Origin of the sequence: Paenibacillus arenilitoris, assembly GCF_014705655.1 — a bacterium.
GTDB lineage: Bacteria > Bacillota > Bacilli > Paenibacillales > Paenibacillaceae > Pristimantibacillus > Pristimantibacillus arenilitoris.
In genome coordinates this window covers 1-23,651 of sequence record NZ_JACXIY010000057.1, presented here as the reverse complement: position 1 = coordinate 23,651, position 23,651 = coordinate 1, and the positions used below count along the sequence as shown (strand labels likewise).

The window sequence follows — 23,651 nt, the reverse complement described above, 5'->3', positions numbered from 1 at the left end:
GCCTGTTTCCCTCCTCGGCAACCGCCTCATATCAGCTTCGTTTGGCTGCCGCCCTTCGCTTCGACGACATTCCCGTCGACGCTCAGCCAGACGCTATCGGCCGAGCCGTTGAAGACGAAGTCCAGCGCCGCCGAAAACTTCAGCCGGCCGAACGCCGACACGTAATCCGCGATTTGAACGTTCGTCGCGTACCATACCGAATCATGACCGGCCGCAAGCGCGCAGAAACGCTCCATCATGTCCCAGTTGCCGTCATGGTCGAATTCGTAGCTGTGACCCCATACATACATCAAATATAAATATTGCGCTTTATGGAGCGCAAGAAACGTCTCCGTCCGCTCCAGCAGCCGGTCGTTATGATGGCAGGTCGGCCGCCATTCATGCCAGTCGTCCGGCATGCCGTACCCGCCCGTCGACTGCACGACGCGGGCGTATTCGATGCCAAGCGCCGGGAGCATCCGCTTGATTTCTTCGTTGTACGAGCCGTTCGGATAAGACATTCCGCGGACGGTATAGCCCGCTATTCGCTCAAGCCCCTTCCGGTCCTCCATGATTTCGGTCACGATCTGCTCCCTCGGGCAGCGCGCAATCGTCGGATGCGTCAGCGTATGCGCGGATATTTCGTGCCCTTCATACAGCGAAGCCGCTTCATCCTCCGTGAGCCGGTTTCCCGTGCCGAACAATCCGCTGTTCAAATGGAAGGTCCCTTTAAGCCCGTATCGGTTCAGCAGTGCAACCAGCCTTCTGTCGGCCGCCGTGCCGTCGTCGTAGCTCAGCGTCAGCGCTTTATGCCTCCCCCCCGGGAAGCATAACAAAATTTTCGTCATCCCCATTCCTCCTTCTAGCTCTCCGGCAGCCACTCAGGGATCAGCTCCAGGCTAATGATCGCGTTCAGCGACCACTGCGCCGCTTCGTTCGTATTGATCCAATCGATCTCCAGCAGCTCGTCGACGTAGACGACCTGCGCGGCAGCTTGCCGCAGATCCGTCCGATAATACGGATTATCCAGCAAAATAGCCCAAGCCAGCTTCGCCGTCCTCTCGTCCTGCTTGCAGAACGCCCCGAACGCCGCCATCGCGACGCTGAGCACCGGATGCTCGAAACGCTCGTGCCTGACGGCCCCGCCCGTCACGAGATCCTTTTCCTCCTGAGGCAAGTTGTAATACACGCCGAACTCGGCCATCATCGCCTCCCACTCCGGATCCTTCAGCATCGCCGCAAGCTCGAACCATACCTGCGGAGCGCCCATGCAAATCGCAAGATGCCTTCCCCAATTGTCGTCGCCGAGCGGAGAAAGCACCCCGGTCTTCGGGTCGTAGCCGTAAGTCGGCCCCGAAATCAGGCCGTAATTGGCCCGCTTGACGCAATCGATGCCCGTGACGATCTTGTCGCGGTAGAACGTATCCTCGAACCGTTCCCATCTCGTCATCCAATTGGAGCTGAAGGCCGCCCAGTCCGGTCCGACGCGAATATGGGTCGGATGCTCGTCCTTCGGAAAATACGCCCGCATCGGATCCAGATTGACGGTCGAATAGTCGGCATCCTTCACGCCGTCCATCACATCGCCGATCCGCTCGTCGGCCGTCAAATAATAGTAGTAGCGATGCAGCCCCGCCATCGCGATGCGCGCCTCCTTGCAGCCGCAGCCCCAGTGGACGACGTTGTGCCGGGAGCCGAGCCCCGCGTATTCGCCGAAATGGTAGGCGTCCACCTCGCTCGTATGCCGGGTCATCGCCTCGGCCAGCCGGAACGCGTCCTCTCTTCCGGAGCGGAGGAACATGACCCACAGCCACATGTTCGGCACCAGCTCCGTATTTTGCCACGCGCAGCCGCCCAGATCATAGTTCCACACATGCCTGACGGGGTCGTAGCTGTGCATGAAATCGCCGAAATCCCAATACCCGTACCACTTCCGCTGCTCGACCTCCGACCGGTAGAAGGCGACGACGCCGTCCAGCCGGTCTTCCAATGCCGCCTTCGCCGGCGTGCTCCGATCCGGCAGGCTCCACAGGCCGAAGGCCCGCGTCTCGTGGTAATATTCCGGTCCGCATACGAGCAGGGGCGACGACGCGAGCTGCTCCCTCATCGCGTCCAGCGTGCCGGCGCCGGGCGTTTCCGAAGCGCACCACAGCGTCAGCTCGCTCGTATTGGCGATGCCGTACGGCGTAGCCCTCAGCTCCTCCGCCCCTTCGTACGACGATTCCACATGCGTTCTCGTGTCGTAATGCCGCATATCCATCGCATCGCCGTCCGGCGACCAGAACCAGGCGCGAAGGCAGGCCTCGTCCGTCGACGCGCCCGCCACTTCGAGCCCCGCGGGATGCTTCTCCCAGAAGCATCGCATGCCGGCGGCCAAGCCGCCGCCTTCCCCGCCGACGAAAGCAAGGCCGCCCGCTCTGCGGCCTTCCGCCGCCTTCACCCAGCTGCACCCTTCCTGCGTCCGCTTCCAAATGCCGTAGTGATCGGCGGAGCGCTGGACGAGCTTATAGTCGTTCCAGACCGCCGATTCGTCCAGCAGGCCGAGAAAATAACCGTCTTCCTTCTCGTCGAAAGCGACTCGTTCCCCTTCCGTCTGCATCCGGTACAGGTCGCGGAACTTGCCCTTCGTCCTGCGGGTATGCAGCGTCTTCGGCGATTCGCGGAAATAACCGGCGTCCCCCGCCAGCCGCACGTGCCGGTTGTACAGCTCGCCGCGCATCGGGACCGCGAAGGCCATGCCGAGCGCCTTGACGAAATCCTCGTTCGGATTGCCGTCGTAGTGGAACGTATGCACGATCCGAACGGTTTCGATCCCCGCGTAGACGTAGAGCCGAACCGTGAACGGCAGCCATGCCTTCCCGCTAGTCTTCGAACGGTGCTTCCCTTCCAGGCGGACGACCGCCCTCACCGGTCCGCTCTGCTCGACGACGGCCTTATGGACATGTCCCGTAAAATCCTCCTCGCGGACCGTTCGCCCGCCGGGCGCCGCGCAGCCGTACGCCTTGATGGAGACAAGATCGCCCCCGCTGCAAATTTCACGTTCGCCGAGCATGATGCTCCGGATGACCCGGTCGCCCCGCTTCCCGATAAGGAAGGTCATCCTGCCGTTATCCAGCTCGATCTGCTCCTCCGTCTCCCTCACCGTCAAACGGTGTGCCGCTTCCGCCCCCTCTCCCTTGACCACCTCGTAGCCTTCGGCTTCGGCGTCCGGCAGCGCCGCGGCGTGGGCGGACCACTTCACGCTGCCGTCGGGCCAATAGGCTGCCGCCCAGCTTTGCATCGCCGCGCGCTCGCCGCTGCCGATGCCTCGCAGCGCGAGCGGTTCGTCCCGCAGCAGCTCTCCTTCCTTCCACGGAATGCCCCAAGTCATTCCGGCCGGCAAGGCGGACGGATTATTCAGCCAGCGCAGCTTAACGGTTCTATGCGTGTTCAATGCGAATCCCTTCCCTTCGTTCGAATCGCGAAGCTTCATTCCGCTTCATCGTACGAAAGCCCGGCCTTGCGCGCAATCGGACATTTTTGATCGAGTTCCGCCGGCAGGCTTGCACTTCTTACGCCGCTTTGCATTATTTTGCGGTCGGTCATTCGGCCTGGCTCAGCTCCCGGTAACGGCTCGGCGTCATCCCCTCCAGCTTCTTGAAGATGCGGTTGAAATAGCTGTGCTGGTAGCCGACCTGCTCGGCCACGTCGTTGATTTTGAGCGCGGATTCGCGCAGCAGCTCCTTCGCCCGCTCCATTCGCAGGGCGGTTAAGTAATCGATGAAGTTTTTGCCCGTGACCTGCTTGAACGTCTTGCTGAGGAAGAACGGATTCGTCCCGACGTGATCCGCGCAATTATCGAGCGAAATGTCGTTCATATATTGGTTCTGCAAATAGATCATCGCCTGCTCGATCAGCTTCTTCGTTTGGGCGTCCGAGCGTCCGCCGAGCTCCGTCAGGAAGGGCTCGCATATTTTATCCCGGAACCAGGCCAGAATGAGCTCCGGCTCCCGGATTTGCGACAGCTGCTCGTACATGTTCGCGCATTTGAACAGACGGGTCGGCTTAATGCCGGTCGCCATGATCGCGTGCTGCACGCTGCCGAGCAGGTGAAGCATCCCCTGCTGCACGTCGACGGCCTTCGCCCCTTTGCACGACAAGGCGTCGAGGAAGGAGCGAAGCAGCTCGTACGCGTCCGATTCCTGGCCGGTGCGGAGCGCCTGAATGAACTCGCGTTCCAGCGTGAACGGGTATTGCGGCTCCTCGGCGCCTTCGCCGTCCGCATGCCGCCGCGCCAAGTCGATCAGCTGGTTCTCGTTCTCGAAATTCCGCTGGCTGGCCGCCTGTCTCGCCTCCTCGAAGGCGATCGGCAGACTCGCGATTGTGCCGGCCGGCTCGCTGACCGCGATCGTCAGCCGCATGTTCAAAATGACGTTGACCGCATGCGTCAGCTCGCCGGCGAACGCGCGAAGCTCCTCCGCTTGCGAGCCGTCCTCCGGAACGATCAACAGAAGTCCCGCGGACAGGTTGTGGAAGTTCAACGCCTTGGACTGCCGGAACCGCTGCGCGGCGAATTCCTCGATCATATTGACGGCCGCGAACGTTACGAGCCCTTCGTCCCCGTATTTGAACTTCCCTTCCAGGCTCGCGATTCCCGTCAGCTGCATGTAGAGCACGATGAAACGGTGCCGGTTCACCTTCCATTTGTACCGCTCCATCCGCTCCAGCAGATCCTCCTCCGAATACGCGTACAGGTGGCCGTGCAGCAGCTGGTGAAGGAAGCTTTCCTTCACGTGGGGGAGCTGCTCCGACAGCTTGGCGTGAAGCTCCGTGCTTTCCCGGTTCAAATGATGCCACTGCCGCTCGATGAGCGTAAATTCGTCGTCGTGCCCGTGAGGCAGCGCCTTGCCCGCCATCAGCACCGTCATGAGCCGCCTGACGGGCGAGTAGATGCTGCGGGACGCCAGCCAGGCGAGAAGCGCCGCGAGCAGCAGCGCGCTTAGGCTGACCGCGAAGATGATTTTCGAGATCAGGACAACGGGGGCGGTAATGCTCGATATCGGTGAGGCCGAGACGTACGTCCAGCTGTCCGCGATGCGCGAAAATTTGCCGTACGTCACCGTATAGGTCGCGCCTTCCCAATCGAAGAAGAACGAGCCGTTCTTGGCGCCGCGCGCCGCGATGCTCTCCCTCAGCGAGGCGATGAACGGCGATTCGGGGCCGCCGCCCCCGGTGGAAGCGTAGAGCGGGCCGTTGTCCTGCACGAAAAACGTCTCCCCGCCGTCGTACGGCGTCATCGTGCGCAGCATGTCGGCGACCTTCCCATTGTCGAGCCGGATGAGCAGCGCGCCGAACGGGCGAAGGCTCCCGCCGGGAATATGATGGACGAGCGTCAATTCCTTGTCCTGCGGCCGCGCCGGATCGAAGGCGACGTCCGCCCAATACGTCACTTTATCCGAGCGGAGCAGCCCGTCGTATACGTCCTTCAACGGCTGCTCGTCGACGATGCCGTATTCGGGATCGAACAGCACCGGCCGCTCGCCGCTGCCTAGGTATAAACCGACCAGCTTGTTCATCGTGTTCGAGCCCTGCATGACGATCAGCGTCTTCGTAATATCGCGCGACGTCTCGAAATCGCGAACGAAATTCCGGCCTTCGAGGCTGTAATCGAATTGAGTGTCGAACGCCCAGTGGGAGAGCATAAGCTCCAAATTCGTCAGCTGCGCATCGATATTGCGGGCCCGCTGTTCGATTTGGCTGTTGTGCAGCTGCAGCAGCTCGCTCTTCAGCCGGCCGCCGGCCATGCCGTACACGAGCGCTCCGGTAATAAGGCCCGGAATGCTGGCCACGATGAGGAGCATGATCAGGCTCTTGCGGTAATACCTTCCTTTCGGCTCCGATTTTCCGCCTTCCCTGCGGATCCACCTTGTCTTCATCCCCTTCAGCATATTCTCACCCATCCAATCGTTCATGGATTTTCCAATAGGAATCGAGATGTAAACGCATTCAATCCTTTTTCCAAGAATAGCTCCCATCGGGCAATTGAACAAGACCTTTTTTCGCGGGAAGGCGCCTGCTTCCGGGGAACTATGGAAATACGCAACGGACCCGTGCATGAGGCACGGGCCCGGTCTGCCAAGCCGTCGCTTATTTGCTTGCCGCGTAAAGCTCGTTCATTTCCTTGACCAGATCGTCGCCGCCGCTGCTCTTCCACAAATCGAGAGCGGCCTTGAAGCCGGCTTCGTCGATTTGGCCGACGATGAACTTGATCCGCGCGTCGTTCATAATATTGTCGAGCTGAGCGCCCTTCTCCGTATACACCTGCGAGATGAACGGCTCCGCCGGATTCGCGACGATCGATTTCTCGTTCTCCTTCTGCAGCTCGGTCTGCTTCAGGCGCAGCGGCGTCTGCTTCACCTTCATCGCGCGGTCCTCGGGGATGAACGTCAGCATCTGATTGAGCCCCTCCACCTCCGATTCCATCAGCGCCGCATCCTTGCTGACGACGATGGCGCCGTCCTCGACCGTATGATGCGTCCCTTCGAGCCCGTACCCGAGCAGCGTCTGCAAGTCCGGCTCGTTCAATTGATCGATGAACGCAAGCACGCGCTTCAGCTCCTCCTCCGTCTTCACCGCCGATTTCGGGAACGCCAGCATGCCGGCGAAGCCGGAGGTCGGCAGCGTATGGAGCACGCCCTGCGCATCCTTCACGCCCGCGAATACGTCCATATAATGGACGTCCGGCTGATCCTTGCCTTCCGCCGCGAGCGCCGCATGGATTTTGTCGTCGGCGCGCGCCGCCCCGTCGATGACGTCGATGATGACGCCGGCCTGGTTGTTCACGATCGGATCGGTCCACTTGGCGGAATCCATAATCGCGAAGTCCTGGTTGATCAGCTTCTCGTCGTACAGCTTCTTCATGAATTTGAGCGCTTCGAAGTACGGCTCCGTCAGATGGTCCGGCACGAGCTTGCCGTCGATATCGCCCCACTTGTTGGGCGCGCCGAACCACAGCTTGATGTTGTCGAAGCCGCTCGACCATTGACCCGTCCATTTGACGAGCACGAGGCCGTACGTATCGTCCTTGCCGTTTCCGTCAGGATCTTTCTCCTTAAACGCTTTCAACATATTGTAGAAATCGTCGATCGTCTCCGGCACGCCGAGCCCGACGTTGTCGAGCCAATCCTTGCGGTAATACACGCCGTTTCGGCCGAGCGCCCTGCCCCGGTAAATGCCGTAGTTTTTGCCCTCGATCGACGAGTTGTTCAAGATGACCGGATTGGCGCCGCTTAAATTCGGGTAATCCTTCAACAGCGGACCGATTTCCCAGAACGCCCCCGATTTGGCCGCGTTCACGAAGCTGGGCGATTTGACGTCGGGCACGTACATGACCGCGGGAAGCTTGCCGGAGGCCAGCGTGATGTTGAACTTGTCCGCGTAGGAGGCGTTCGGCACCCATTCGAAATGAATGTCCGTGTTCGTCCTCTTCTCGATCTCGGCCGCGACCGGGCTGTCGTCCTTCGGATAGTTCGTTTTGAATATCGGCAGCATGATGCTCAGCTTGAGCGGCGCTTCCTCGCCTCCCGCACCGGTTCCCGCGGTCTCGGCCGGCGTCGCGCCCGGCTTTTCGTTTTTGGCGCCGTTGCCCTGCTGCGAGCAGCCGGCAAGCGTTCCCGCGGCGATCGTCCCGATCAACAGCAGCGTCGACCATTTTTTTGCCCAGATTCGATTTTCCTTCATGCAAGTACCTCCCTTGGTTATTTGTATTATAGCGTAAAACCTTCCGCAAACGCCTTGCTAGCTTCCATCGGCGGAAAGATGTTACAACGGTCAGCCCTTGATCGAGCCGATCAGCACCCCTTTGGCGAAATGCTTCTGCAGGAACGGGTAGACGAGCAGAATCGGCACCGTGCCGACGACGATGACCGCCATCTTGATCGACTGGTCGGGCGGCTTCACGAAATTCGGATCCATCGCGTTCAAATCGCCGGCGGCGGCTTGCGAGAGAAGCACGATCTGGCGAAGCAGCACCTGAAGCGGCCATTTTTCCGGATCGTTCATATAAAGGAGCGCGGCGAAAAAGTCGTTCCAGTGGCCGACCGCGTAGAACAGCGTGAAGGTGGCGAGCACCGGCTTGGACAGCGGCAGCACGATCCGCCACAGCAAGCCGAGCTCCGAGCAGCCGTCGATTCTCGCCGCCTCCTCCAACCCCGGCGGAAGCTCCTGAAAAAAGTTTTTGACGATGATCAGGTTGAACGCGCTGATCGCCCCGGGCAGAATAAGCGCCCAATACGTATCGAGCAGCGCCAGCTCGCGCACGACGAGGTAGGTCGGGATCATCCCGCCTCCGAACAGCATCGAGAAGATGACGAGGTTCAGCACCGTGTTGCGCCCCATCAAGCTGCGCCGGGCGAGCGGGTAAGCCATCGTCACCGTAAAAAACAGATTGACGATCGTGCCGAGCACGGTTACGTACATCGACACGCCGATGCTCTTCATAATCGTGCTCGTCGAAAATATAAATTCGTACGCCGCGAGCGAGAACGTCTCCGGGATGAGAAATACCGCCCGCTTCGTAATTTCCGCGTCCGTCGCGAACGAGCCGGAAATGACGTAAATGAACGGGAGTACGGCCGCGGCCGCGAATAAGCCAAGAAACAAATGGTTGGCCAAGTCGAATGCCGTTCCCGAGACGGTCCTGTACGTTTTAGCCATAAGTTCGCTCCCTTCCGCCGATGCGGCGTTTTAGTAAAGGCCGGATTGCCCGAATTTTTTGGCCAAGTAGTTGCTGCCGAGCACCAGGATGACGCCGACCACCGCCTTGAACAAGCCGACCGCCGTGCTGTAGCTGAACGCCCCTTGCGTAATGCCCATCGTATACACGTAAGTATCGAACACTTCGGCCGCCTCGCGGTTCAGCGGATTCAGCAGCAAATAAATTTGCTCGAAGCCGTTCTCCAGCACGTTGCCCATGCGCAATATTAGCAGGATGATGATCGTGCTCCGGATCGAAGGCAGCGTAATATGCCAAATTTGCCTCCAGCGGTTCGCTCCGTCCACGATGGCCGCCTCGTACTGCTCCACGTCCACCGCGGCAAGCGCGGCAAGAAAAATAATCGTGCCCCAGCCGCATTCCTTCCAAATCGTCTGCAAAATGATGATCGGTCGGAACCAGTCGGGACTGGCCAGAAATTCGATCTTGCTGCCCGTGTACCGGAACAGAAGCTCGTTCACCGGTCCGCCCTCGGTCGTCAGGAACACGTACGTCATGCTCGCGACGATCACCATCGAAATGAAATGAGGCACGTAGATCAGCGTCTGAACCGTCCGCTTGAACAATGCGAGCCTTACCTCGTTGAGCAGGATGGCCAGCACGATCGGAGCCGGAAAGAAAAACGCCAGGTTGTAAAAAGAAAGCAGAAGCGTGTTGCGCAGCAGCATAAAAAATTCGGGGTTCGAGAAAAACACGCGAAAATGCTCGACGCCGACCCATTCGCTGTTCCAGAAGCCGGTAAACGGCTGGTAATTTTTGAAGGCGAGAAGGACGCCCCACATCGGCACATATTTAAATAGTAGAAAGTAGAGCAAGCCGGGCAGCAGAAGCGCATACAGCCACTTGTCCTTGCGCAGCCGCTTCAGTACGCCCGGGCGGTATTCGGGTGTCGGCCGGCCAGCGCCGGCAGCCGTTATTTGCTTCATATTCGTTCACCTCCGGATCGGAATTCATCGCTATCGTCAGCGGCGTAGCCTAATTATGCGGCGGCGCCGATTTTCCGGCAATCGGACATTTTTGTCCCGCGATTACGCGGTCGCGGAGGCTTGCGCGCAATAAAGTCCAAATCCTGCAAAAGGGTCCGAACCACGCGTAAACGGTTTACGCTACGCACGAACCGCTGGCTGCATCTTGCGCAGCTCGGTTCTGTGCCGTCCTTTGGCGGCATATGCTCGTTTCGCAGGTGCACAAAAAAGCCTTATCCCGGCCCATCCGGGCGCTTGCGTGCCCGGCTTGGCGAGATAAGACCTCATATGCACGATTTTCATTCGTTCATTCCGGAATTCCGATCGATCGGCTACCGCTTCGCCGTCGTCGGCTTCTCGAGCGCGTACAGCTCGTCCTCGAGCGTCTGCATCCGCTCGGCCAACGCCCGGCGCGCGTCCGCCATCGCCTCGTTATACACATGCGGCCCGATTTCCTTGATCATGAAATCGAGCAGCTGCTCCGCCGCGATCGATCCGATCGTCTCCGAACGCTCCAGCTCGAAATATTGCTGCACGCTCGCGATAAGCCGATCCTTCTGCTCCCTTGGCAGCTTCAATCCCATCATCGCTTATCCCTCCAATCGTCCGCTCAGCACCGTTATCGCTTGTCCCGACAAACCGACCCGGTCGCCGGCGGGCCTCGCCTTAACGATGCCGCCTCGGCCGGACGCCTGGTAGCCGGTCAGCTCTTCCTTGCGCAGCCGCTTCGCCCAATACGGGGCGAGCGCGCAGTGCGCGGAGCCGGTCACCGGATCTTCGTCGATTCCGGTGCCGGGGAAGAACGCGCGCGAGACGAAGTCGATGCCGCCGCCTTCCGCGCGGCTTGTCACGATGACCCCGCGCGCGGGAATGCGGGCGATAAGACCGAAGTCGGGACGCAGCGTGCGAACCGTCTCCTCGCCGTCTACCTCGACGAAATAATCCATCCGGTTGCGCCCCACGAAGCGCGGGATCAGCCCGAGCCCCTGAAGCAGCTCCTCGGGCGCGACCGCCGGTTCCGGCGCCTCAGCCGGAAAGTCCATTTCGATCCATTCGCCGCTTGCCTTGGCCGAGAGCAGCCCGCTTTTCGTCGCGAAATAGGCCGTTTCGTCCTTAGCGAGCCGCCCGGATTCCCATAGCACATGCGCCGTCGCCAGCGTCGCGTGCCCGCACAGGTCCACCTCCGCCACCGGCGTAAACCAGCGCAGACCGAAGCTTGCCTCGCCTGGGACGACAAACGCCGTTTCCGGCAAATTCATCTCGGAGGCGACCCGCTGCATCCATTCCTCGCCGCGCGGAGCGTCCAGCACGCAGACGGCCGCGGGATTGCCCTTGAACCTTTCCTTCGTGAACGCGTCAACGATGTACATCGGTATACTCATCTTTCCGTCATTCCTTTCTTCTTGCGCATCGGTCAAACAAAAAGAGCCTGCTTGGTCGCAAGCTCCTGCTATGGTCTTCATCCTTTGAGCGGAATGAGCAGCTCGACCGGCTCTTCCTCCAAATGATGCTCGTCGATATAAAAAACTTCAAGCGATACGGCGTTCTCCTGCTTCTCCAGCTTCATCTCGTTGATCCACGCATGCAGCTGCTCGTAGCCTTCGCCGATACGCTTGTTCGAGCAGCCGACCATCGCGTAGCGATGCGCCGGAATCGTAAACTGCACCATTCCAGGAGGCAACTCACCCAGATGCTGCACTTCATAACAAGCCCAGTAAGTGGCGAAAACCTCGTTTCCGAAATACGGGCTGTACAGCACGGTTGATTTGGCCGCGTCGCCCAGCTCGTGCTTGCGGGTCAGAAATTCGGTCTGCAGCCGAATCGCCTCGTCCGGCAAAGTTGAGTACGGACCGCAATAGCTAATTCCAGCTAAGTGGAGCGCAGGCTTTGTAACGATTGAGCAGTTTTCCACGCGATTTCCTCCTTCGGATCTGTCAGGACTTGTGCGCTAGGATGAGCTTTCTCTGCCTCCTAGTGTATCACGATTTGCTAGTAAATGGCTACTCGAATTCAAGCCGCTTCATGAACTCCTCCAAGGCGCTGTAGCCCTGCTGCTTCAAATACCAGTTGTTCGCGGCCGCTTCGATCAGGCCTGCCGCCCCTTTGAATAAGATGAATCCGGATTCGCGCCTTACGATTCCGCGAAGGCGGTCGGGTTCCCTGCTTACGAGCCGGTAGAACGGTAATGGCGAACCCCAACTTGCCATACGAGCAAGCAGGGAAGAAGAAAGACGACCCCCGCGAGCGGCGATAGCATATACAGCAATCCATTTCCGGGCGCCTTATCCAAAATATAAAGCAGCGGCAAGTAATTGACGCAGCTGAACGGAATGACAAAGGTGAAAAACCGCGTCACCCATTTCTTGTAGATTTGGAGCGGATATTGCGCCATCTGCCTGCCGCCGTCGGTAAAAATATTGACGACTTCCAGCCCCTGAACCGTCCAAAAGCACAGCGTCGCCGCCAAAATAAAAATGCCCGTAAAAATAAACGTTCCGCTCGCGACCATGAGCAGCAGCGTGACGGCCTTCGGCGCCGTCCACTCTACCGGCAGCCGGCTAATCGCCCATATAAGCACGATCAGGCTCTGAATCAGCCTGCCGACCCGGGTAAACTCGAATTTGGAGCCCATCACCTGAAGGACCGTCCCGCGCGGCCGGACGAGGACGCGGTCAAACTCGCCGTTCACGACCATCGCGGAAAAATAATCAAAGCCCCTCGCGAAGCATTCGCTAAGCGAGAAAGCCATGTGGATAACGGCAAAGCAGAGCGCGACCTCCTGAAACTGCCAGCCTTTGATTTGCTCGAACCGCTCGAACAGAAAGTAAAGTCCGGCAAATACGGAGAACGGCACGAGAAATTGTCCGATCGTCAGCAGCCAGAACGAGGCGCGGTACTGCATTTGCGATTTAAACAGTATAACGACGTATTTCCAATAAAGTTTCATCGCGCTACCCTCCTTGAACGACGACTCTGCGCAGCGCCTTGCCCATTGCGAGCTTACCGATGCCGATGAGCGCAGCCAGCCATGCGCACTGAATCCCAATGCCGATCCATGCCTCGTCCTTCGGAATATGGCCGGAGTAGACGCGGAACGGGAAGTCGGCCGAATAGCGGAACGGCAGCAGATCGACGATGCTTTGCAGCCAGCCCGGCATAAGCGGAATCGGAATGACCATGCCGGCCAAAAACTCGCCGAGCACCGCGAAGACGAGCATGGAGCCCGAAGGCGACAGCGTGACGAAGACGGAAATGTACATCAGCATGGAAAGCGCGACCATGATGAACAAACCGAGCAGAAGCGTCGTTGCGAATAAGAGGAACGTAGCGGGATCCGGAGGCGGAAGGAGCCGGTAAGGCTCCGGGAGCAGCAAGGCGACCGCGATGATCGGCATGCAGCGCAGCAGCGCGCTGGCGAGCCGTTGGGCGAGCAGCTTCGCGAACCATAAGCCGTAAATGCCGCTGGGCCGGCACAGCTCGTACGCGATATTGCCGGTCGTGATGAGCTGGAACAGCTCGTTGTCCCGGAACCAAAGGATGATAAGCGCCAGAAACGCTTGCTGCAGCCATACGTAGCTGATCAATTCGCTCAGCGATATTGGCGCTTCTATGCCGCCCTGGCTGTAGAACGCCTCGTATACCATAATGATGATGAAGCCCCAGAAAAACTGCGTCGCGATGCCCGCAAGCGCGGCCGCGCGGTACTGCATGCCGTTGTATAGACGAAGCTTGAATACCGATATGTACGCCTTCATGAGATTTGATGCTCCTTGTACAGTTGAACGATCAAATCCTCGATCGGCTGCGCGTCGATCGCGACGTCGAGCAGCTCGACCTGCTTGGACGCTTCGATCAGCACGTCCGACAGGACGGCCTTCTCCGTGTCGACCCGCAGCACGGCCCGCTCCGGCGACCACGATTCGATCGTTGCGCCCGCGATTTGAAGAGGCTCGGGGCGGTTCCGGTACACGATCGTGAGCGTCTTCTCCTTGTCGAACCGGCTTCGGATCGCATCGATGCTTCCGTCGAACAGCAGTCTGCCCTTGCCGATCAGAATGATGCGCCGCGCGAGCGCCTCGATGTCGTTCATGTCGTGCGTCGTCAAGATGACGGTGACTCCCTTCTCCTCATTAATCGTCCGGATGAAGCGGCGGACGGCGATCTTCGACACCGCGTCCAGCCCGATCGTCGGCTCGTCGAGGAAGAGGATGCTCGGGCTGTGGAGAAGCGAAGCCGCGATCTCGCAGCGCATCCGCTGACCTAGGCTCAGCTGGCGCACCGGCGTCTGAATGATGTCCGCAAGCTCCAGCGTTTCGGTCAGCAGCGACAGATTGCTGCCGTATTCCTGCTCCGGCACGTCGTAGATGTCCCGCAGCAGCTCGAACGAGTCGACAACCGGCACGTCCCACCATAGCTGCGAGCGCTGGCCGAATACGACGCCAATGTTCTTCACGTATGCGACGCGGTCCAGCCACGGCGTATACCCCATAATGGAGCAGCTGCCGCCGTCCGGCACCAGAATGCCGCTCATCACTTTGATCGTCGTCGACTTGCCGGCTCCGTTCGGCCCGATGTAGCCTACGATTTCGCCGGGCTTGATCGTGAAGGAAATGTCTTTAAGCGCTTCCACGGCGGTATACTCCCGATGGAACAGCGCCTTCACCGCCTCCTTCATGCCGGATGACCGCTTGGCGACTTGAAAGGTTTTGCTTAAGCCGTTAATCGTGATCAACTTCTTCCCTCCGTTCTAGCGTCATGGAAGAAGAACTCTACCACTCCGTTCCGAGTCTGTCAATCTTTTTCTTTCCAATAACAAAAAAATCGCCCTCCGCTGCCCGGGGGCAGGATGAAGAGCGATTTTGCCTATCGATACGCAGGAGCGCGATTAAAAATTGAATACGAAATCGTCGTCGCTGAGCGGCTCCACATGGATCGTGCGGACATAGCCGTTCCCTTTTTTGGAGAAGAAATCATGCTGCTTTGTGTGCGTATTGATGCCGTTGAGGACGATTGGATTGACCGGCTCCTCCGGGAAATGCGGCTCGAGGCCGAGGTTCATGAGCGCTTTGTTCGCGTTGTAGCGGACGTAGGCGTTCACTTCCTCCGTCAAGCCGATCGGCGTGTACAGATGCGCGGTATAAATCATTTCGTTCTCGTACAGCTCGTTAAGCAGCGCGTATACTTCCGCTTGCAGCTGCTGCTGCTCCTCGGCGCTGAACGTTTGGAACAGCTCCTGCGCCAGCACGCCCACGTACAAGCCGTGGATGCTCTCGTCGCGGAGAATCAAGTCGATGATTTCGCCGCTGCTCGTCATTTTGCCTTGTCCGGCCAGGTAGAGCGGATAGAAGAAGCCGCTGTAGAACAAATAGCTCTCCAGGAAGACGGAAGCCGCCATCGCCTTGTACAGCTCTTTCGGTCCCGTAATGTTGCTGTACCACGAGGAGATGAGCGCCGCTTTCTTCTGCAGCTGCTCGTTGTCCTCCACCCATTTGAATATCGCGTCGATCTCTTCGCCGGATGCGAGCGTCGTGAAGATGCTGCTGTACGATTTGGCATGGATTTGCTCCATCATCGACATGAACGACAGCACCGCCTTGCGCTGCAGCCCGTCGACATGCTCCAAAATCTTCGGCATGCCGACGCCGCCTTGGATCGTATCGAGCAGCGTCAGGCCCCCGAGCACGTTTTTGTAGAGCGTACGCTCGGCGTCGGACATTTCCATCCAGTCCATTTTATCGTCAGACAGAGGAATTTCTTCGTCCGTCCAAAATTGCATCACATTTTGCTGCCAGAACGTCAACGTGAAATCGTCGTCCGGGCGGTTCCAGTTCACTGCTTTCATTTGATGAGCTCCTTCTTTGCTACGTAAGCATCATTGGATTCGACTTACACGGCGCAGCTTGTGCATTCCTCGACGGAGAGACGCTTCGTCCTCGTGTAATACAGCGATTTGAGCCCTTTCTGTGCGGCGTACACGTAGAAGCGCGCGAGCTCGCGGGTCGTCACGTTGCTGTTGACGTGCAGCACCGACGAGATGCCCTGGTCGACGTGCTGCTGGATTTCCGCAATCAGATCGATCAGCTTGAACTGGTCGATGTTGTACGCCGATTTGTAATAGAAGTAATTATCTTGCGCCAAGTAAGGCATCGGATAATAAGTCGTCGAGTTCGCGTACGTGCGCGTCTCGATATGCTCGACGATCGGCATGACGCTCGAAGTCGCGTTCTGGATGTAGGAAATGCTCTGCGTCGGCGCGATGGCAAGGCGGTAAGCATGGTACAAGCCGTGCTTCCGCACCTTCTCCTTCAGCGCCGCCCAGTCTTCCGGCGAAGGGATGTCCATGCCTTCGAACAGCTCCTTCACCTTCGCCGTCTTCGGACGGAAGTCGTTCTCGGTGTAGCGCGTGAAATAGGTGCCCTTCGCGTACTCGGAGCGTTCGAAATCCTTGAACGTGATGCCGCGCTCCTTGGCGATTTCCATGCTTTGCTCGATCGAGTAGTAATTCATCATCATAAAGAACACGCTGGCGAAATCCTTCGCTTCTTCGCTCTCATACGCGATTTTGTTTTTGGCCAAAAAGCCGTTCAGGTTCATCGCGCCGAGTCCGACGGAATGCAGCTCTTCGTTCGCCTTGCGGACGCCCGGCGCGTTGTCGATTTTGGACAGATCGCTGACCGTCGTGAGCGCTTCGATGCCGACGTGGACCGATTCCTTCACCTTCTTGCGCTCCATGACGTTCACGATGTTAAGCGAAGCCAGGTTGCAGCTGATGTCGCGGCGGATCACGTCCTCGAAGCCGTAATCTTTAATTTCGGACGTCTCCTGCAGCTGGAATATTTCCGTGCACAGGTTGGACATTTTGATGGAGCCGATATCCTTCAGCGCGTGAATGCTGTTCGCGTTCGACTTGTTCATAATGTATGGGTAACCCGATTCCAGCTGAATCGAGGCGATTTTCGTAAGCATGTCGCGGGCGTTCATCACTTTTTTCTTCGTGACTTGTTCGTTCGCGAGCAATTCCTCGTACATTTCGTCCATATCCATATCGTCCAAATGCCTGCCGTACGCCCTCTGCACCGAGTGCGGGCCGAATACGTAGAGCGGCTTGTTACGGGCGGCCAGCTCGTAGAACTTGTTCGGAATGATCAGCCCGATGGACAACGTTTTGATGCGCGTCTTCTCGTCGGCGTTAATCTTCTTGCAATCGAGGAACTCGATGATGTCCCAGCCGAAAATGTTGTAGTAGCCCGCTCCGGAGCCTTTGCGCTGCCCCATCTGGTCCGCGTAGGAGAACGCGTCCTCCATCAGCTTCAGCACCGGCATGATGCCCTTCGCCGCGCCTTCGACGCCTTTGATCGGCTCGCCGCGTCCGCGCAGCTTCGACAGGTTGACGGCGACGCCGCCGCCGATTTTGGAAAGCTGCATGCACGTGCCGAGCACGTAATTGATCGAATTGAGGGAGTCGTCCATCTCGAGAAGGAAGCAGGACACCATCTCGCCGCGGCGGCTCTTGCCCGCGTTCAGGAACGTCGGCGTCGCCGGCTGCAGGCGCTGCTCGATCATCGCCTCGGCGATCCGGAGCGCTTTGGCCGCGTCGCCTTCGCCCAGGTGGAGGGCGACGATCGCTACGCGGTCCGCATATTGCTCGAGGTATTGCGACTTGTTGTTCGTCTTCATCGCGTAGTCCTTGTAGAACTTCGACGCCGCCATGTAGGACTGGAATTCGAAGCCGTTGTTCGCGGTCAGGTTGAACACCGCTTCGATCTGCTCGAATGTATATTTCTCGTATACATTGTCGTAATAATCGTTGTCGATCAAGTAATCCAGCTTCTCGCGGAGGGAGCCGAACTTCACGCTCTTCTCGTTTACTTCCTCCATGAACGCGGCCACGGCCTCTTTATCCTTGTCCAGCCGATAGAAGCCGTCGGCGCCGCGCTGCATCAATTCGTTGTTCAGTTCAATATGCTTCAATGGTTCGCACCCTTTCGACAAAATGTTGCCTATCCTGACTCGTGCCCGACAATTCGAATTTCGAAATGACGGGGACATCGTACAGCTGCGAGATCGTGTCCGCGCTCTTCGCGAATCCTTCGCCCCAGTTGCGGTTGCCGCTTGCGGATACGCCGCGAAGCATGGCCCAGTTGCTTCGCAGAAACGAAGCGACCTTCTCCGGAACCTGACCGAACCCGGTCGTGTACGTGACCAGCACGAACGGCTCGTCGACCTTCTCCTTCTCGTCAATAGGCACCGCGCGCATATTCAATTTGTTGATGAACCGCTTCACGTTGCCTGTCTTGGAATCATAGACGACTAGCATAATTCGTTCGCTCCCCTGCTGAAATTAAGCAATCAAAAAGCGCTACCGACTATCAATTTCCGTCTGGTGCGCTAGTTCAAGATTTACCGTTCGGCAATCTTTGAATCCACTAGATACATCAATATGTAGTTGGTGATTCTGATTCTACATCAAGATATAGGTCTCGTCAATGAGGAAAATGGAGAAATTATGAATCTATTTTTTTGACGCACTCGACTATTTTAACAGATACGGATATGATGGGATAGTGACATTTTATTGCTGTTTTGGAGGTCGATGACGGACGTGAAAACACCAGCCGAACAGGTCAGGGAATCGCTCGAGGCGCTGTCCCGAAGCGCCGGATACGCCGCTTTGGAGGTTCTGGAATATATCGAAAAGCTCGAGGAAGAGAACGCCCGGTTGACGCAATCGGTGAAGAAATTAAAGCTCGAGGCGGCCCGCCGAACCGCCTCCTCGGACAACATGAACAGCCGGCTCAAGGACGCTCTCCGGGAGTAGACAAGGGTTCGATACACAAGATCTAGTGGATGGCAACGGCTAATTCGGCGTCCGTGATCGCGCTTCTCGTTCACCTTCCCGGCATCGATAAATTTTTACAGCCACCTGCAAATTTCGACAATTTCATGGCAGGCGAGGTGCCTGTTAGCGCCGCGCGTTGCCGTGCGATAAGCGCGATTTCGCGCTTATCTCCTTCTTTCGCGGTCCCTGCCACGCCCACAGCGGCTCGATAAGCGCGATTCGGCACTTTTTGACTTCGTTACTTCTGCCACCGTCAGCGCCGCGCGCGATTTTACGCCACTCCTTTCCAGCAATCGGAGTGCAAGAGAGCGACAAATAGGGCTGCCCGCAAGGCCATAGATCAGGCCTTGCGGGCAGCCCCTTAAAGCGGGCGCTCCGCGCTATTTGACGGCGGCGAAAAACAGCCGCTCGGAATCGGCGTCAGCCGGCCGCAGCTCAAAATCGGCATAACGGTCGACGGTCGTAAAGCCCGCGCGGCGCAATGCCGAGACGATCCACTCCGGATCGTACGCCCGCTGGACATGCGTCTCCTCGAACCGGTAGAACTTCGCGTCGCCCTCGCGCGCGAAAATCGTCAAATGATGCTCGATCTCGCACCGCTCCCGCTCGAAGTCGCATGTCCATATATAGGCGACGTCGCGCTCGTCGAGCACGAACGGCTGCTCCTCCGCATAACGGATCAGCTGCTTCGGCGGATGCATGTCGAACAGGAACGTGCCGCCGCTTCGCAGACCCGCGTACGTGGCGCGGAAGGCGGCTTCGACGTCAACCTCCTCCGTCAAGTAGTTCAGGCAGTCGCAGAACGAAATAACAGCGTCCACGCGCTCCTGGAGCTCCCATTCGCGCATGTCCTGCTGCAGCCACCTGATCGTGCCCGTACGCGGCCTCGTAACCGTCTGGGGCGTCTCGTCCCATTTTCCGCGGGCGACGGCAAGCATGTCCGACGATAAGTCGATGCCGTATACCTGGAAGCCGGACCGCGCGAGCGGAATCGACAGGCTCCCCGTGCCGCAGCCGAGATCGACGACCGTCGAAGGGATGCCGTAGCGCGACCAGCTCTCCCTCGCGAAGCCGAGCCAATCGGCGTAAGGCATATCCTCCATCAGCAGGTCGTACACGGCCGCGAATTGTCCGTACGAACGGCTCATTGCCCTTCCCCTCCTCCGGGCGGGGCCGATGGCTGGCCGGCTTCCTCCTCCTCTAGCTTCACCAAGTAGGTCCAGCTGCCTTTCTGCGTGACGAGTCCCTCGCGCATCAGCTTGCCGAGCGCCCGCTTGAAGGCGCTCTTGCTGATCCCGAACCTTTGCTTGATCAGATCCGCTTCCGTCTCGTCCGAATAAGGCATGCCGCCGCCAGGTCTCTCTTTGATGAAGGCGAGAATGCGGTCCGCGTCCTCGAGCCGGCCGACTTCCTTGCGCTGGGCCATCGACAGATTGACCCGCCCGTCCTCCCGGATATAGGTTACGCGCGCGCGGACACGCTCGCCGAGCCGCAGCGGCTTCGTCCGCTCGGAACTCGGGATGAGCCCGTACGCGCCGAAGCCGACGACACCGCCGTCGACGATGACGAAGGAGCCCATTTGCAGCGTCTTCGTCACCCAGCCCTCGACCCATTGATTATTCCAGCTTTGCGGCGCATGGAAAACAAGCTTCGCCAGCTCTTCCTCGAATGCGAGCTTGGCGACGAGCCTTCCGGATTTGTCGTGCTGCATCACGACGAATACCTCGTCGCCCGGAAGGGGACGGTAGTCGATGCTTTCCGGCAGTTCCGACAACGGAAGCAGCAGCTGCCTGCCCAGCCCCATCTCCAGGAAGCAGCCAAGGCGCGGATGGACGTCGGCGACCGCCAGGCGGGCAAGCCCGCCAAGCTGCAGCAGCGGCTTCTTCATCGTGGCCGCCAGGCGGTCCTCCGAATCGTAGAACAGAAAAGCTTCGACCTCGGCGCCGATTCTCGGCTTCGAACCGACGAGCTCGGTATAGTGCATCAGAACGTCCGATTCGCCGTCGGTCAAAAAATAACCGTAGGGCGACACCTCGCGGGTCACCGTTAACGATTGCGTCGTTCCCGCGATCAGGCTCATGCGAATTCCACGACTTTCGCGTCGGACCATAAACGTTCAATGTTGTAATAATCGCGTTCGTCGCGGTGGAAGACGTGAACGATGACGTCGCCGAGGTCGATAAGCACCCATCTTGCGCTGTCCATGCCCTCCACGCCTCTGACGGGCGTGCCGTTCTTATCCGCCTGCTTGCGGATTTCCGTGGCGATCGCCTGCACTTGCGTGTCCGAATTGCCGCTGCAGATGACGAAATAATCCGCGACCAACGATATATCCTTCAAGTTGAGCGCTACGACGTTGACCGCTTTTTTGTCCTCGGCCGCCGCGACCGTAATTTGAAGCAATTCATCCGAGTTCATTGCCATAGATTAGCCTCCATTTATCGATTATTCTCCAATAAACTATTCCGTGCTTCAAGCGTGAGCGGGAATATCCGCTTTCCCTTCTCGATCAGGAACGACATCGTGGAATCGAAGCCCGCGAGCAGCGCCTCGTCCAGGCTTCGCAAGCTTAGCTCCCGAATGCGGTCCACCCCGGGAAACTCCCGTCCGGGCTCCATGTAATCGGCAAGGCATACGACTTTCTCGAGCTTCGTCATGCCTCGCCGCCCGGATGTATGGTAACGGATCGCACCCAGCACCTCCGGATCCGCAACGCCGTATTCATGCTCGGCCACCCATGCGCCGACCGGCGCGTGCCAAAGCTCCTTGTCGTAGGCGAGCAATTCGGCAGGCAAGCCCTTATCGCGGATCATATCGGCCATCCGGTCGGTCGGCCAATACTTGGCAACGTCATGCAAAATGGCAGCGAGCTCGGCCCGGGCGGGATCCACGCCGAACCGGTTCGCGAGCACGACGGCCGTCTCCATGACGCCTTCCGTATGCAGCCACCTTCTCTCCGGCATTTCCGCCTTTACTTTGGCGATCATCTGTTCACGATTCATAAAGCTTAAACCTCCTTATGTAACCGAGCACGGCATCCGGCACCAAATATTGAACGGATTGCCCCTCCCCCAATCGGGTTCTAATCGCGGTCGAAGAAATCCCGATGGCGGGCATCGGAATAACGCGGATGCGCGCCGTTAAATATTCCGGCAGCGCTTCGGCGCGAATCGCCTCGCCGGGGCGCTCGAGGCCGATGAACGCGACCAGCTTGGCCAATTCGCCGATCTCATGCCAGCGCGGCAGGTCGTTGATGCGGTCCGACCCGATAATATAAGAAAAGGAATGCTCCGGATAGCGGTGCTTAAGCTCCAGCGCGGTATCGTACGAATAGCTGACGCCTCCGCGTTCCAGCTCGATGTCTAATGCGCGGAATGCCGGATTGCCCGCGATCGCCTCGCATACCATCTCGTAGCGCCGCCTTCCGGCGACGCCCGGCTCATGCGCCTTCAAGGGAGGCCCGGACGACGGAATGAACCACACCTCGTCCAGGCCGCACGCATCGCGGGCCGTTTCCGCCGCGATCAAATGGCCGATATGAACGGGATCGAACGTCCCGCCCATGATGCCGATCTTGCTCACTCTTCGCGCCTCCTCATACGTATAGAGCCGTGGCCGCGCTTCCCGGCGCCGGCTCGTATATGCGGGTGATCGTCGCCCTCGCGAACGCTATTTCCGGGCAGCGCTGGGCAGCTCGATTTTTTTGTTGTCCTTGGACTCCTTGTACAGGACGATCGTTTTGCCGATGACTTGCACGAGCTCCGCGCCGGAGTCCGCCGCCACCTCGACGCCGATCTCCTTCGGGTCGTCCAGGCAGTTGTTCAGCACCGAAACCTTGATCAGCTCGCGAGTCTCCAGCGCTTCTTCGATATGGCGAATGAGATGATCGTTCGTTCCGCCCTTGCCGACTTGAAAAATCGGCTGCAGATGGTGGGCCATCGATCGCAAATAACGTTTTTGTTTACCGGTCAGCATGGTAGGTGTTCCTTCTTTCGTCAGGATAGTTCCACTCGTTAGTATAAGCTTATATAGTTCATTTATTTATGAAGAACGGAGCGAGGCGAGCACGGTCTCGCGCATGGCGGCTACCGGCGCCGGACGGCCCGTCCAATATTCGAAGGCATAGGCGCCTTGGTAGATGAACATGCCGAGCCCGCCGTGAGCGCGGCAGCCTCTCCGCTCGGCCTGGCGCAGGAACGCCGTCTTCAGAGGGTTATAGATGAGATCGCTCGCGACCGCCCCTTCCCTTAGCCACGCGGCGTCGACCGGCGACTCCTCGACGTTCGGATGCATGCCGACCGAGGTCGTATTGATGACGATATCCGCATCTCGGCAAGCAGCCTGAAGCAGCTCGTTCGAAACGGCCTCGATGTCGGCTTTGTCCCGGAACGCCTTGGCAAGCTCCTGCGCGCGTTCGACGGAACGGTTCGCGATCGTGATTCGTCCCGGCCGCTCCCCCGCCAGCGCGTAGACGATGCCCCTTGCCGCGCCGCCCGCGCCGACGACGACGATGCGTTTGCCGGACAAGCCTTCCTCCGCCGCTTCCTCCTTCAAGGAACGCACGTAACCGATGCCGTCCGTGTTATAGCCGATCAACCGCCCGTCGTCATTGACGATCGTATTGACGGCGCCGATCGCCTGCGCGCCCGCGTCGATCTCGTCGATGACGCCCATAATGTCCAGCTTATGCGGTATCGTGACGTTCACGCCGCGAATCCCCATCGCCCGTACGCCCGCCGCGAAATCGGCCACTCTGCCGCCCGTCACGTGAAAAGCGGCGTATACGCCGTTGATGCCCGTCTCCCGAAACGCGCGGTTCATCATAATCGGCGATTTCGAATGCCGGATCGGATCCCCGATAACGCCGTACAGCTCCGTGTGGCTGTCAATCCGGCTGCCTTCGTTTAACGTTGTCACTGTGGCTTCCCCTCCAAAGGCTTGTGGTGAACCTCCCGCGACCTGAAGAGGTCGGGGCTTCTGAACAGCGAAGAATAGCCGGCCGCCTGTTGCTCGAGTGAGCAAGCTGCAACATGCAGGGGTACCGTTTTCCTCGTCGATTCAGCAACACGGTAAGACCGCGGCCCGGTTCAGGGCGTCTACTACTTTCCGCTTCGGG

The 23,651-nt window shown here is 58.8% G+C and carries 22 protein-coding genes and 2 pseudogenes; 1 reads left to right on the top strand and 23 read right to left on the bottom strand.

The features are described from left to right. Nucleotides 1–26: 26 nt before the first annotated feature. From IDH41_RS29665 to nrdI, 16 genes and pseudogenes are all read right to left on the bottom strand, one after another. Nucleotides 27–827, bottom strand: coding sequence for a polysaccharide deacetylase family protein (locus tag IDH41_RS29665; protein WP_190867708.1), 801 nt, complete (start codon nucleotides 825–827; stop codon nucleotides 27–29). 14 nt (nucleotides 828–841) lie between these two features. Further along, complete coding sequence (locus tag IDH41_RS29660) at nucleotides 842–3,412, bottom strand: exo-rhamnogalacturonan lyase family protein (RefSeq protein WP_190867706.1); 2,571 nt, start codon at nucleotides 3,410–3,412, stop codon at nucleotides 842–844. Nucleotides 3,413–3,560: 148 nt separating this feature from the next. Then, nucleotides 3,561–5,930 carry a helix-turn-helix domain-containing protein gene (locus IDH41_RS32245; protein WP_397328792.1) on the bottom strand — a complete coding sequence of 790 codons (2,370 nt, stop codon included), beginning with the start codon at nucleotides 5,928–5,930 and terminating at the stop codon, nucleotides 3,561–3,563. 175 nt (nucleotides 5,931–6,105) lie between these two features. Then, nucleotides 6,106–7,698 carry an extracellular solute-binding protein gene (locus tag IDH41_RS29650; RefSeq protein WP_190867704.1) on the bottom strand — a complete coding sequence of 531 codons (1,593 nt, stop codon included), beginning with the start codon at nucleotides 7,696–7,698 and terminating at the stop codon, nucleotides 6,106–6,108. Between the two features lie 90 nt (nucleotides 7,699–7,788). Next, nucleotides 7,789–8,673 (bottom strand): carbohydrate ABC transporter permease, encoded by an 885-nt coding sequence (locus IDH41_RS29645; protein ID WP_190867702.1) that lies wholly within the window; start codon nucleotides 8,671–8,673, stop codon nucleotides 7,789–7,791. Between the two features lie 30 nt (nucleotides 8,674–8,703). Then, a complete protein-coding gene (locus tag IDH41_RS29640) occupies nucleotides 8,704–9,657 on the bottom strand; it encodes an ABC transporter permease (RefSeq protein ID WP_190867700.1) in 954 nt (317 codons plus the stop codon). A gap of 371 nt (nucleotides 9,658–10,028) precedes the next feature. Further along, nucleotides 10,029–10,283: a DUF2164 domain-containing protein gene (locus IDH41_RS29635; protein WP_190867698.1), complete on the bottom strand. Its 255-nt coding sequence runs from the start codon at nucleotides 10,281–10,283 to the stop codon at nucleotides 10,029–10,031. 3 nt (nucleotides 10,284–10,286) lie between these two features. Then, complete coding sequence (locus IDH41_RS29630) at nucleotides 10,287–11,078, bottom strand: PhzF family phenazine biosynthesis protein (protein ID WP_190867697.1); 792 nt, start codon at nucleotides 11,076–11,078, stop codon at nucleotides 10,287–10,289. A 77-nt stretch (nucleotides 11,079–11,155) separates the two neighbouring features. Next, nucleotides 11,156–11,608, bottom strand: a complete 453-nt coding sequence (locus IDH41_RS29625; protein WP_190867695.1) for a GyrI-like domain-containing protein — start codon at nucleotides 11,606–11,608, stop codon at nucleotides 11,156–11,158. An 88-nt stretch (nucleotides 11,609–11,696) separates the two neighbouring features. Further along, nucleotides 11,697–11,801: pseudogene (locus IDH41_RS29620) on the bottom strand (HPr(Ser) kinase/phosphatase); the annotation flags it as partial. Nucleotides 11,802–11,860: 59 nt separating this feature from the next. After that, nucleotides 11,861–12,643 (bottom strand): ABC transporter permease, encoded by a 783-nt coding sequence (locus IDH41_RS29615; protein ID WP_190867693.1) that lies wholly within the window; start codon nucleotides 12,641–12,643, stop codon nucleotides 11,861–11,863. A gap of 4 nt (nucleotides 12,644–12,647) precedes the next feature. Then, a complete protein-coding gene (locus tag IDH41_RS29610; RefSeq protein WP_190867691.1) occupies nucleotides 12,648–13,451 on the bottom strand; it encodes an ABC transporter permease in 804 nt (267 codons plus the stop codon). Continuing rightward, a pseudogene (locus tag IDH41_RS29605) lies at nucleotides 13,448–14,305 on the bottom strand (ABC transporter ATP-binding protein); the annotation flags it as partial. The gene IDH41_RS29610 and the pseudogene IDH41_RS29605, both read right to left, overlap by 4 nt. 276 nt (nucleotides 14,306–14,581) lie before the next feature. Continuing rightward, nucleotides 14,582–15,538 carry a class 1b ribonucleoside-diphosphate reductase subunit beta gene (gene nrdF / locus IDH41_RS29600; protein ID WP_190867689.1) on the bottom strand — a complete coding sequence of 319 codons (957 nt, stop codon included), beginning with the start codon at nucleotides 15,536–15,538 and terminating at the stop codon, nucleotides 14,582–14,584. Nucleotides 15,539–15,582: 44 nt separating this feature from the next. Continuing rightward, entirely contained in the window at nucleotides 15,583–17,667 is a 2,085-nt protein-coding gene (gene nrdE, locus IDH41_RS29595; RefSeq protein WP_223830176.1) for a class 1b ribonucleoside-diphosphate reductase subunit alpha, read from the bottom strand. After that, nucleotides 17,654–18,013, bottom strand: a complete 360-nt coding sequence (nrdI, locus tag IDH41_RS29590; RefSeq protein ID WP_190867684.1) for a class Ib ribonucleoside-diphosphate reductase assembly flavoprotein NrdI — start codon at nucleotides 18,011–18,013, stop codon at nucleotides 17,654–17,656. Before nrdI ends, nrdE begins: the two co-directional genes overlap by 14 nt. A gap of 285 nt (nucleotides 18,014–18,298) precedes the next feature. Here nrdI and IDH41_RS29585 point away from each other — a divergent pair, with 285 nt between their 5' ends. Next, the gene (locus IDH41_RS29585; protein WP_190867682.1) at nucleotides 18,299–18,514 is read left to right on the top strand and encodes a hypothetical protein; all 216 of its coding nucleotides are present in this window, start codon (nucleotides 18,299–18,301) and stop codon (nucleotides 18,512–18,514) included. Between the two features lie 401 nt (nucleotides 18,515–18,915). On the opposite strand, the gene IDH41_RS29580 is transcribed toward IDH41_RS29585, so the two are convergent. From IDH41_RS29580 to aroE, 7 genes are all read right to left on the bottom strand, one after another. After that, the gene (locus IDH41_RS29580; protein WP_190867680.1) at nucleotides 18,916–19,683 is read right to left on the bottom strand and encodes a class I SAM-dependent DNA methyltransferase; all 768 of its coding nucleotides are present in this window, start codon (nucleotides 19,681–19,683) and stop codon (nucleotides 18,916–18,918) included. Next, complete coding sequence (locus IDH41_RS29575; protein ID WP_190867678.1) at nucleotides 19,680–20,615, bottom strand: CvfB family protein; 936 nt, start codon at nucleotides 20,613–20,615, stop codon at nucleotides 19,680–19,682. Before IDH41_RS29575 ends, IDH41_RS29580 begins: the two co-directional genes overlap by 4 nt. Further along, nucleotides 20,612–20,959 (bottom strand): ribosome silencing factor, encoded by a 348-nt coding sequence (gene rsfS, locus IDH41_RS29570; protein ID WP_190867676.1) that lies wholly within the window; start codon nucleotides 20,957–20,959, stop codon nucleotides 20,612–20,614. The genes IDH41_RS29575 and rsfS overlap by 4 nt, the downstream gene beginning before the upstream one ends. A gap of 14 nt (nucleotides 20,960–20,973) precedes the next feature. After that, entirely contained in the window at nucleotides 20,974–21,537 is a 564-nt protein-coding gene (gene yqeK, locus IDH41_RS29565) for a bis(5'-nucleosyl)-tetraphosphatase (symmetrical) YqeK (protein ID WP_190867674.1), read from the bottom strand. Beyond that, entirely contained in the window at nucleotides 21,527–22,117 is a 591-nt protein-coding gene (nadD, locus tag IDH41_RS29560) for a nicotinate-nucleotide adenylyltransferase (protein WP_190867672.1), read from the bottom strand. The genes yqeK and nadD overlap by 11 nt, the downstream gene beginning before the upstream one ends. 87 nt (nucleotides 22,118–22,204) lie before the next feature. Continuing rightward, a complete protein-coding gene (gene yhbY, locus IDH41_RS29555; RefSeq protein ID WP_190867670.1) occupies nucleotides 22,205–22,510 on the bottom strand; it encodes a ribosome assembly RNA-binding protein YhbY in 306 nt (101 codons plus the stop codon). A gap of 66 nt (nucleotides 22,511–22,576) precedes the next feature. After that, the gene (aroE, locus tag IDH41_RS29550) at nucleotides 22,577–23,452 is read right to left on the bottom strand and encodes a shikimate dehydrogenase (RefSeq protein WP_317890842.1); all 876 of its coding nucleotides are present in this window, start codon (nucleotides 23,450–23,452) and stop codon (nucleotides 22,577–22,579) included. Between the last annotated feature and the right edge of the window lie 199 nt (nucleotides 23,453–23,651).

What these genes read in the sequence shown, in the direction of transcription:
- IDH41_RS29665 (WP_190867708.1), bottom strand. Translation starts at nt 827, where the DNA reads ATGACGAAAATTTTGTTATGCTTCCCGGGGGGGAGGCATAAAGCGCTG.
- IDH41_RS32245 (WP_397328792.1), bottom strand. Translation starts at nt 5,930, where the DNA reads ATGAACGATTGGATGGGTGAGAATATGCTGAAGGGGATGAAGACAAGG.
- IDH41_RS29650 (WP_190867704.1), bottom strand. Translation starts at nt 7,698, where the DNA reads ATGAAGGAAAATCGAATCTGGGCAAAAAAATGGTCGACGCTGCTGTTG.
- IDH41_RS29645 (WP_190867702.1), bottom strand. Translation starts at nt 8,673, where the DNA reads ATGGCTAAAACGTACAGGACCGTCTCGGGAACGGCATTCGACTTGGCC.
- IDH41_RS29640 (WP_190867700.1), bottom strand. Translation starts at nt 9,657, where the DNA reads ATGAAGCAAATAACGGCTGCCGGCGCTGGCCGGCCGACACCCGAATAC.
- IDH41_RS29635 (WP_190867698.1), bottom strand. Translation starts at nt 10,283, where the DNA reads ATGATGGGATTGAAGCTGCCAAGGGAGCAGAAGGATCGGCTTATCGCG.
- IDH41_RS29630 (WP_190867697.1), bottom strand. Translation starts at nt 11,078, where the DNA reads ATGAGTATACCGATGTACATCGTTGACGCGTTCACGAAGGAAAGGTTC.
- IDH41_RS29615 (WP_190867693.1), bottom strand. Translation starts at nt 12,643, where the DNA reads ATGAAACTTTATTGGAAATACGTCGTTATACTGTTTAAATCGCAAATG.
- IDH41_RS29610 (WP_190867691.1), bottom strand. Translation starts at nt 13,451, where the DNA reads ATGAAGGCGTACATATCGGTATTCAAGCTTCGTCTATACAACGGCATG.
- nrdF (WP_190867689.1), bottom strand. Translation starts at nt 15,538, where the DNA reads ATGAAAGCAGTGAACTGGAACCGCCCGGACGACGATTTCACGTTGACG.
- nrdI (WP_190867684.1), bottom strand. Translation starts at nt 18,013, where the DNA reads ATGCTAGTCGTCTATGATTCCAAGACAGGCAACGTGAAGCGGTTCATC.
- IDH41_RS29580 (WP_190867680.1), bottom strand. Translation starts at nt 19,683, where the DNA reads ATGAGCCGTTCGTACGGACAATTCGCGGCCGTGTACGACCTGCTGATG.
- IDH41_RS29575 (WP_190867678.1), bottom strand. Translation starts at nt 20,615, where the DNA reads ATGAGCCTGATCGCGGGAACGACGCAATCGTTAACGGTGACCCGCGAG.
- rsfS (WP_190867676.1), bottom strand. Translation starts at nt 20,959, where the DNA reads ATGGCAATGAACTCGGATGAATTGCTTCAAATTACGGTCGCGGCGGCC.
- yqeK (WP_190867674.1), bottom strand. Translation starts at nt 21,537, where the DNA reads ATGAATCGTGAACAGATGATCGCCAAAGTAAAGGCGGAAATGCCGGAG.
- yhbY (WP_190867670.1), bottom strand. Translation starts at nt 22,510, where the DNA reads ATGCTGACCGGTAAACAAAAACGTTATTTGCGATCGATGGCCCACCAT.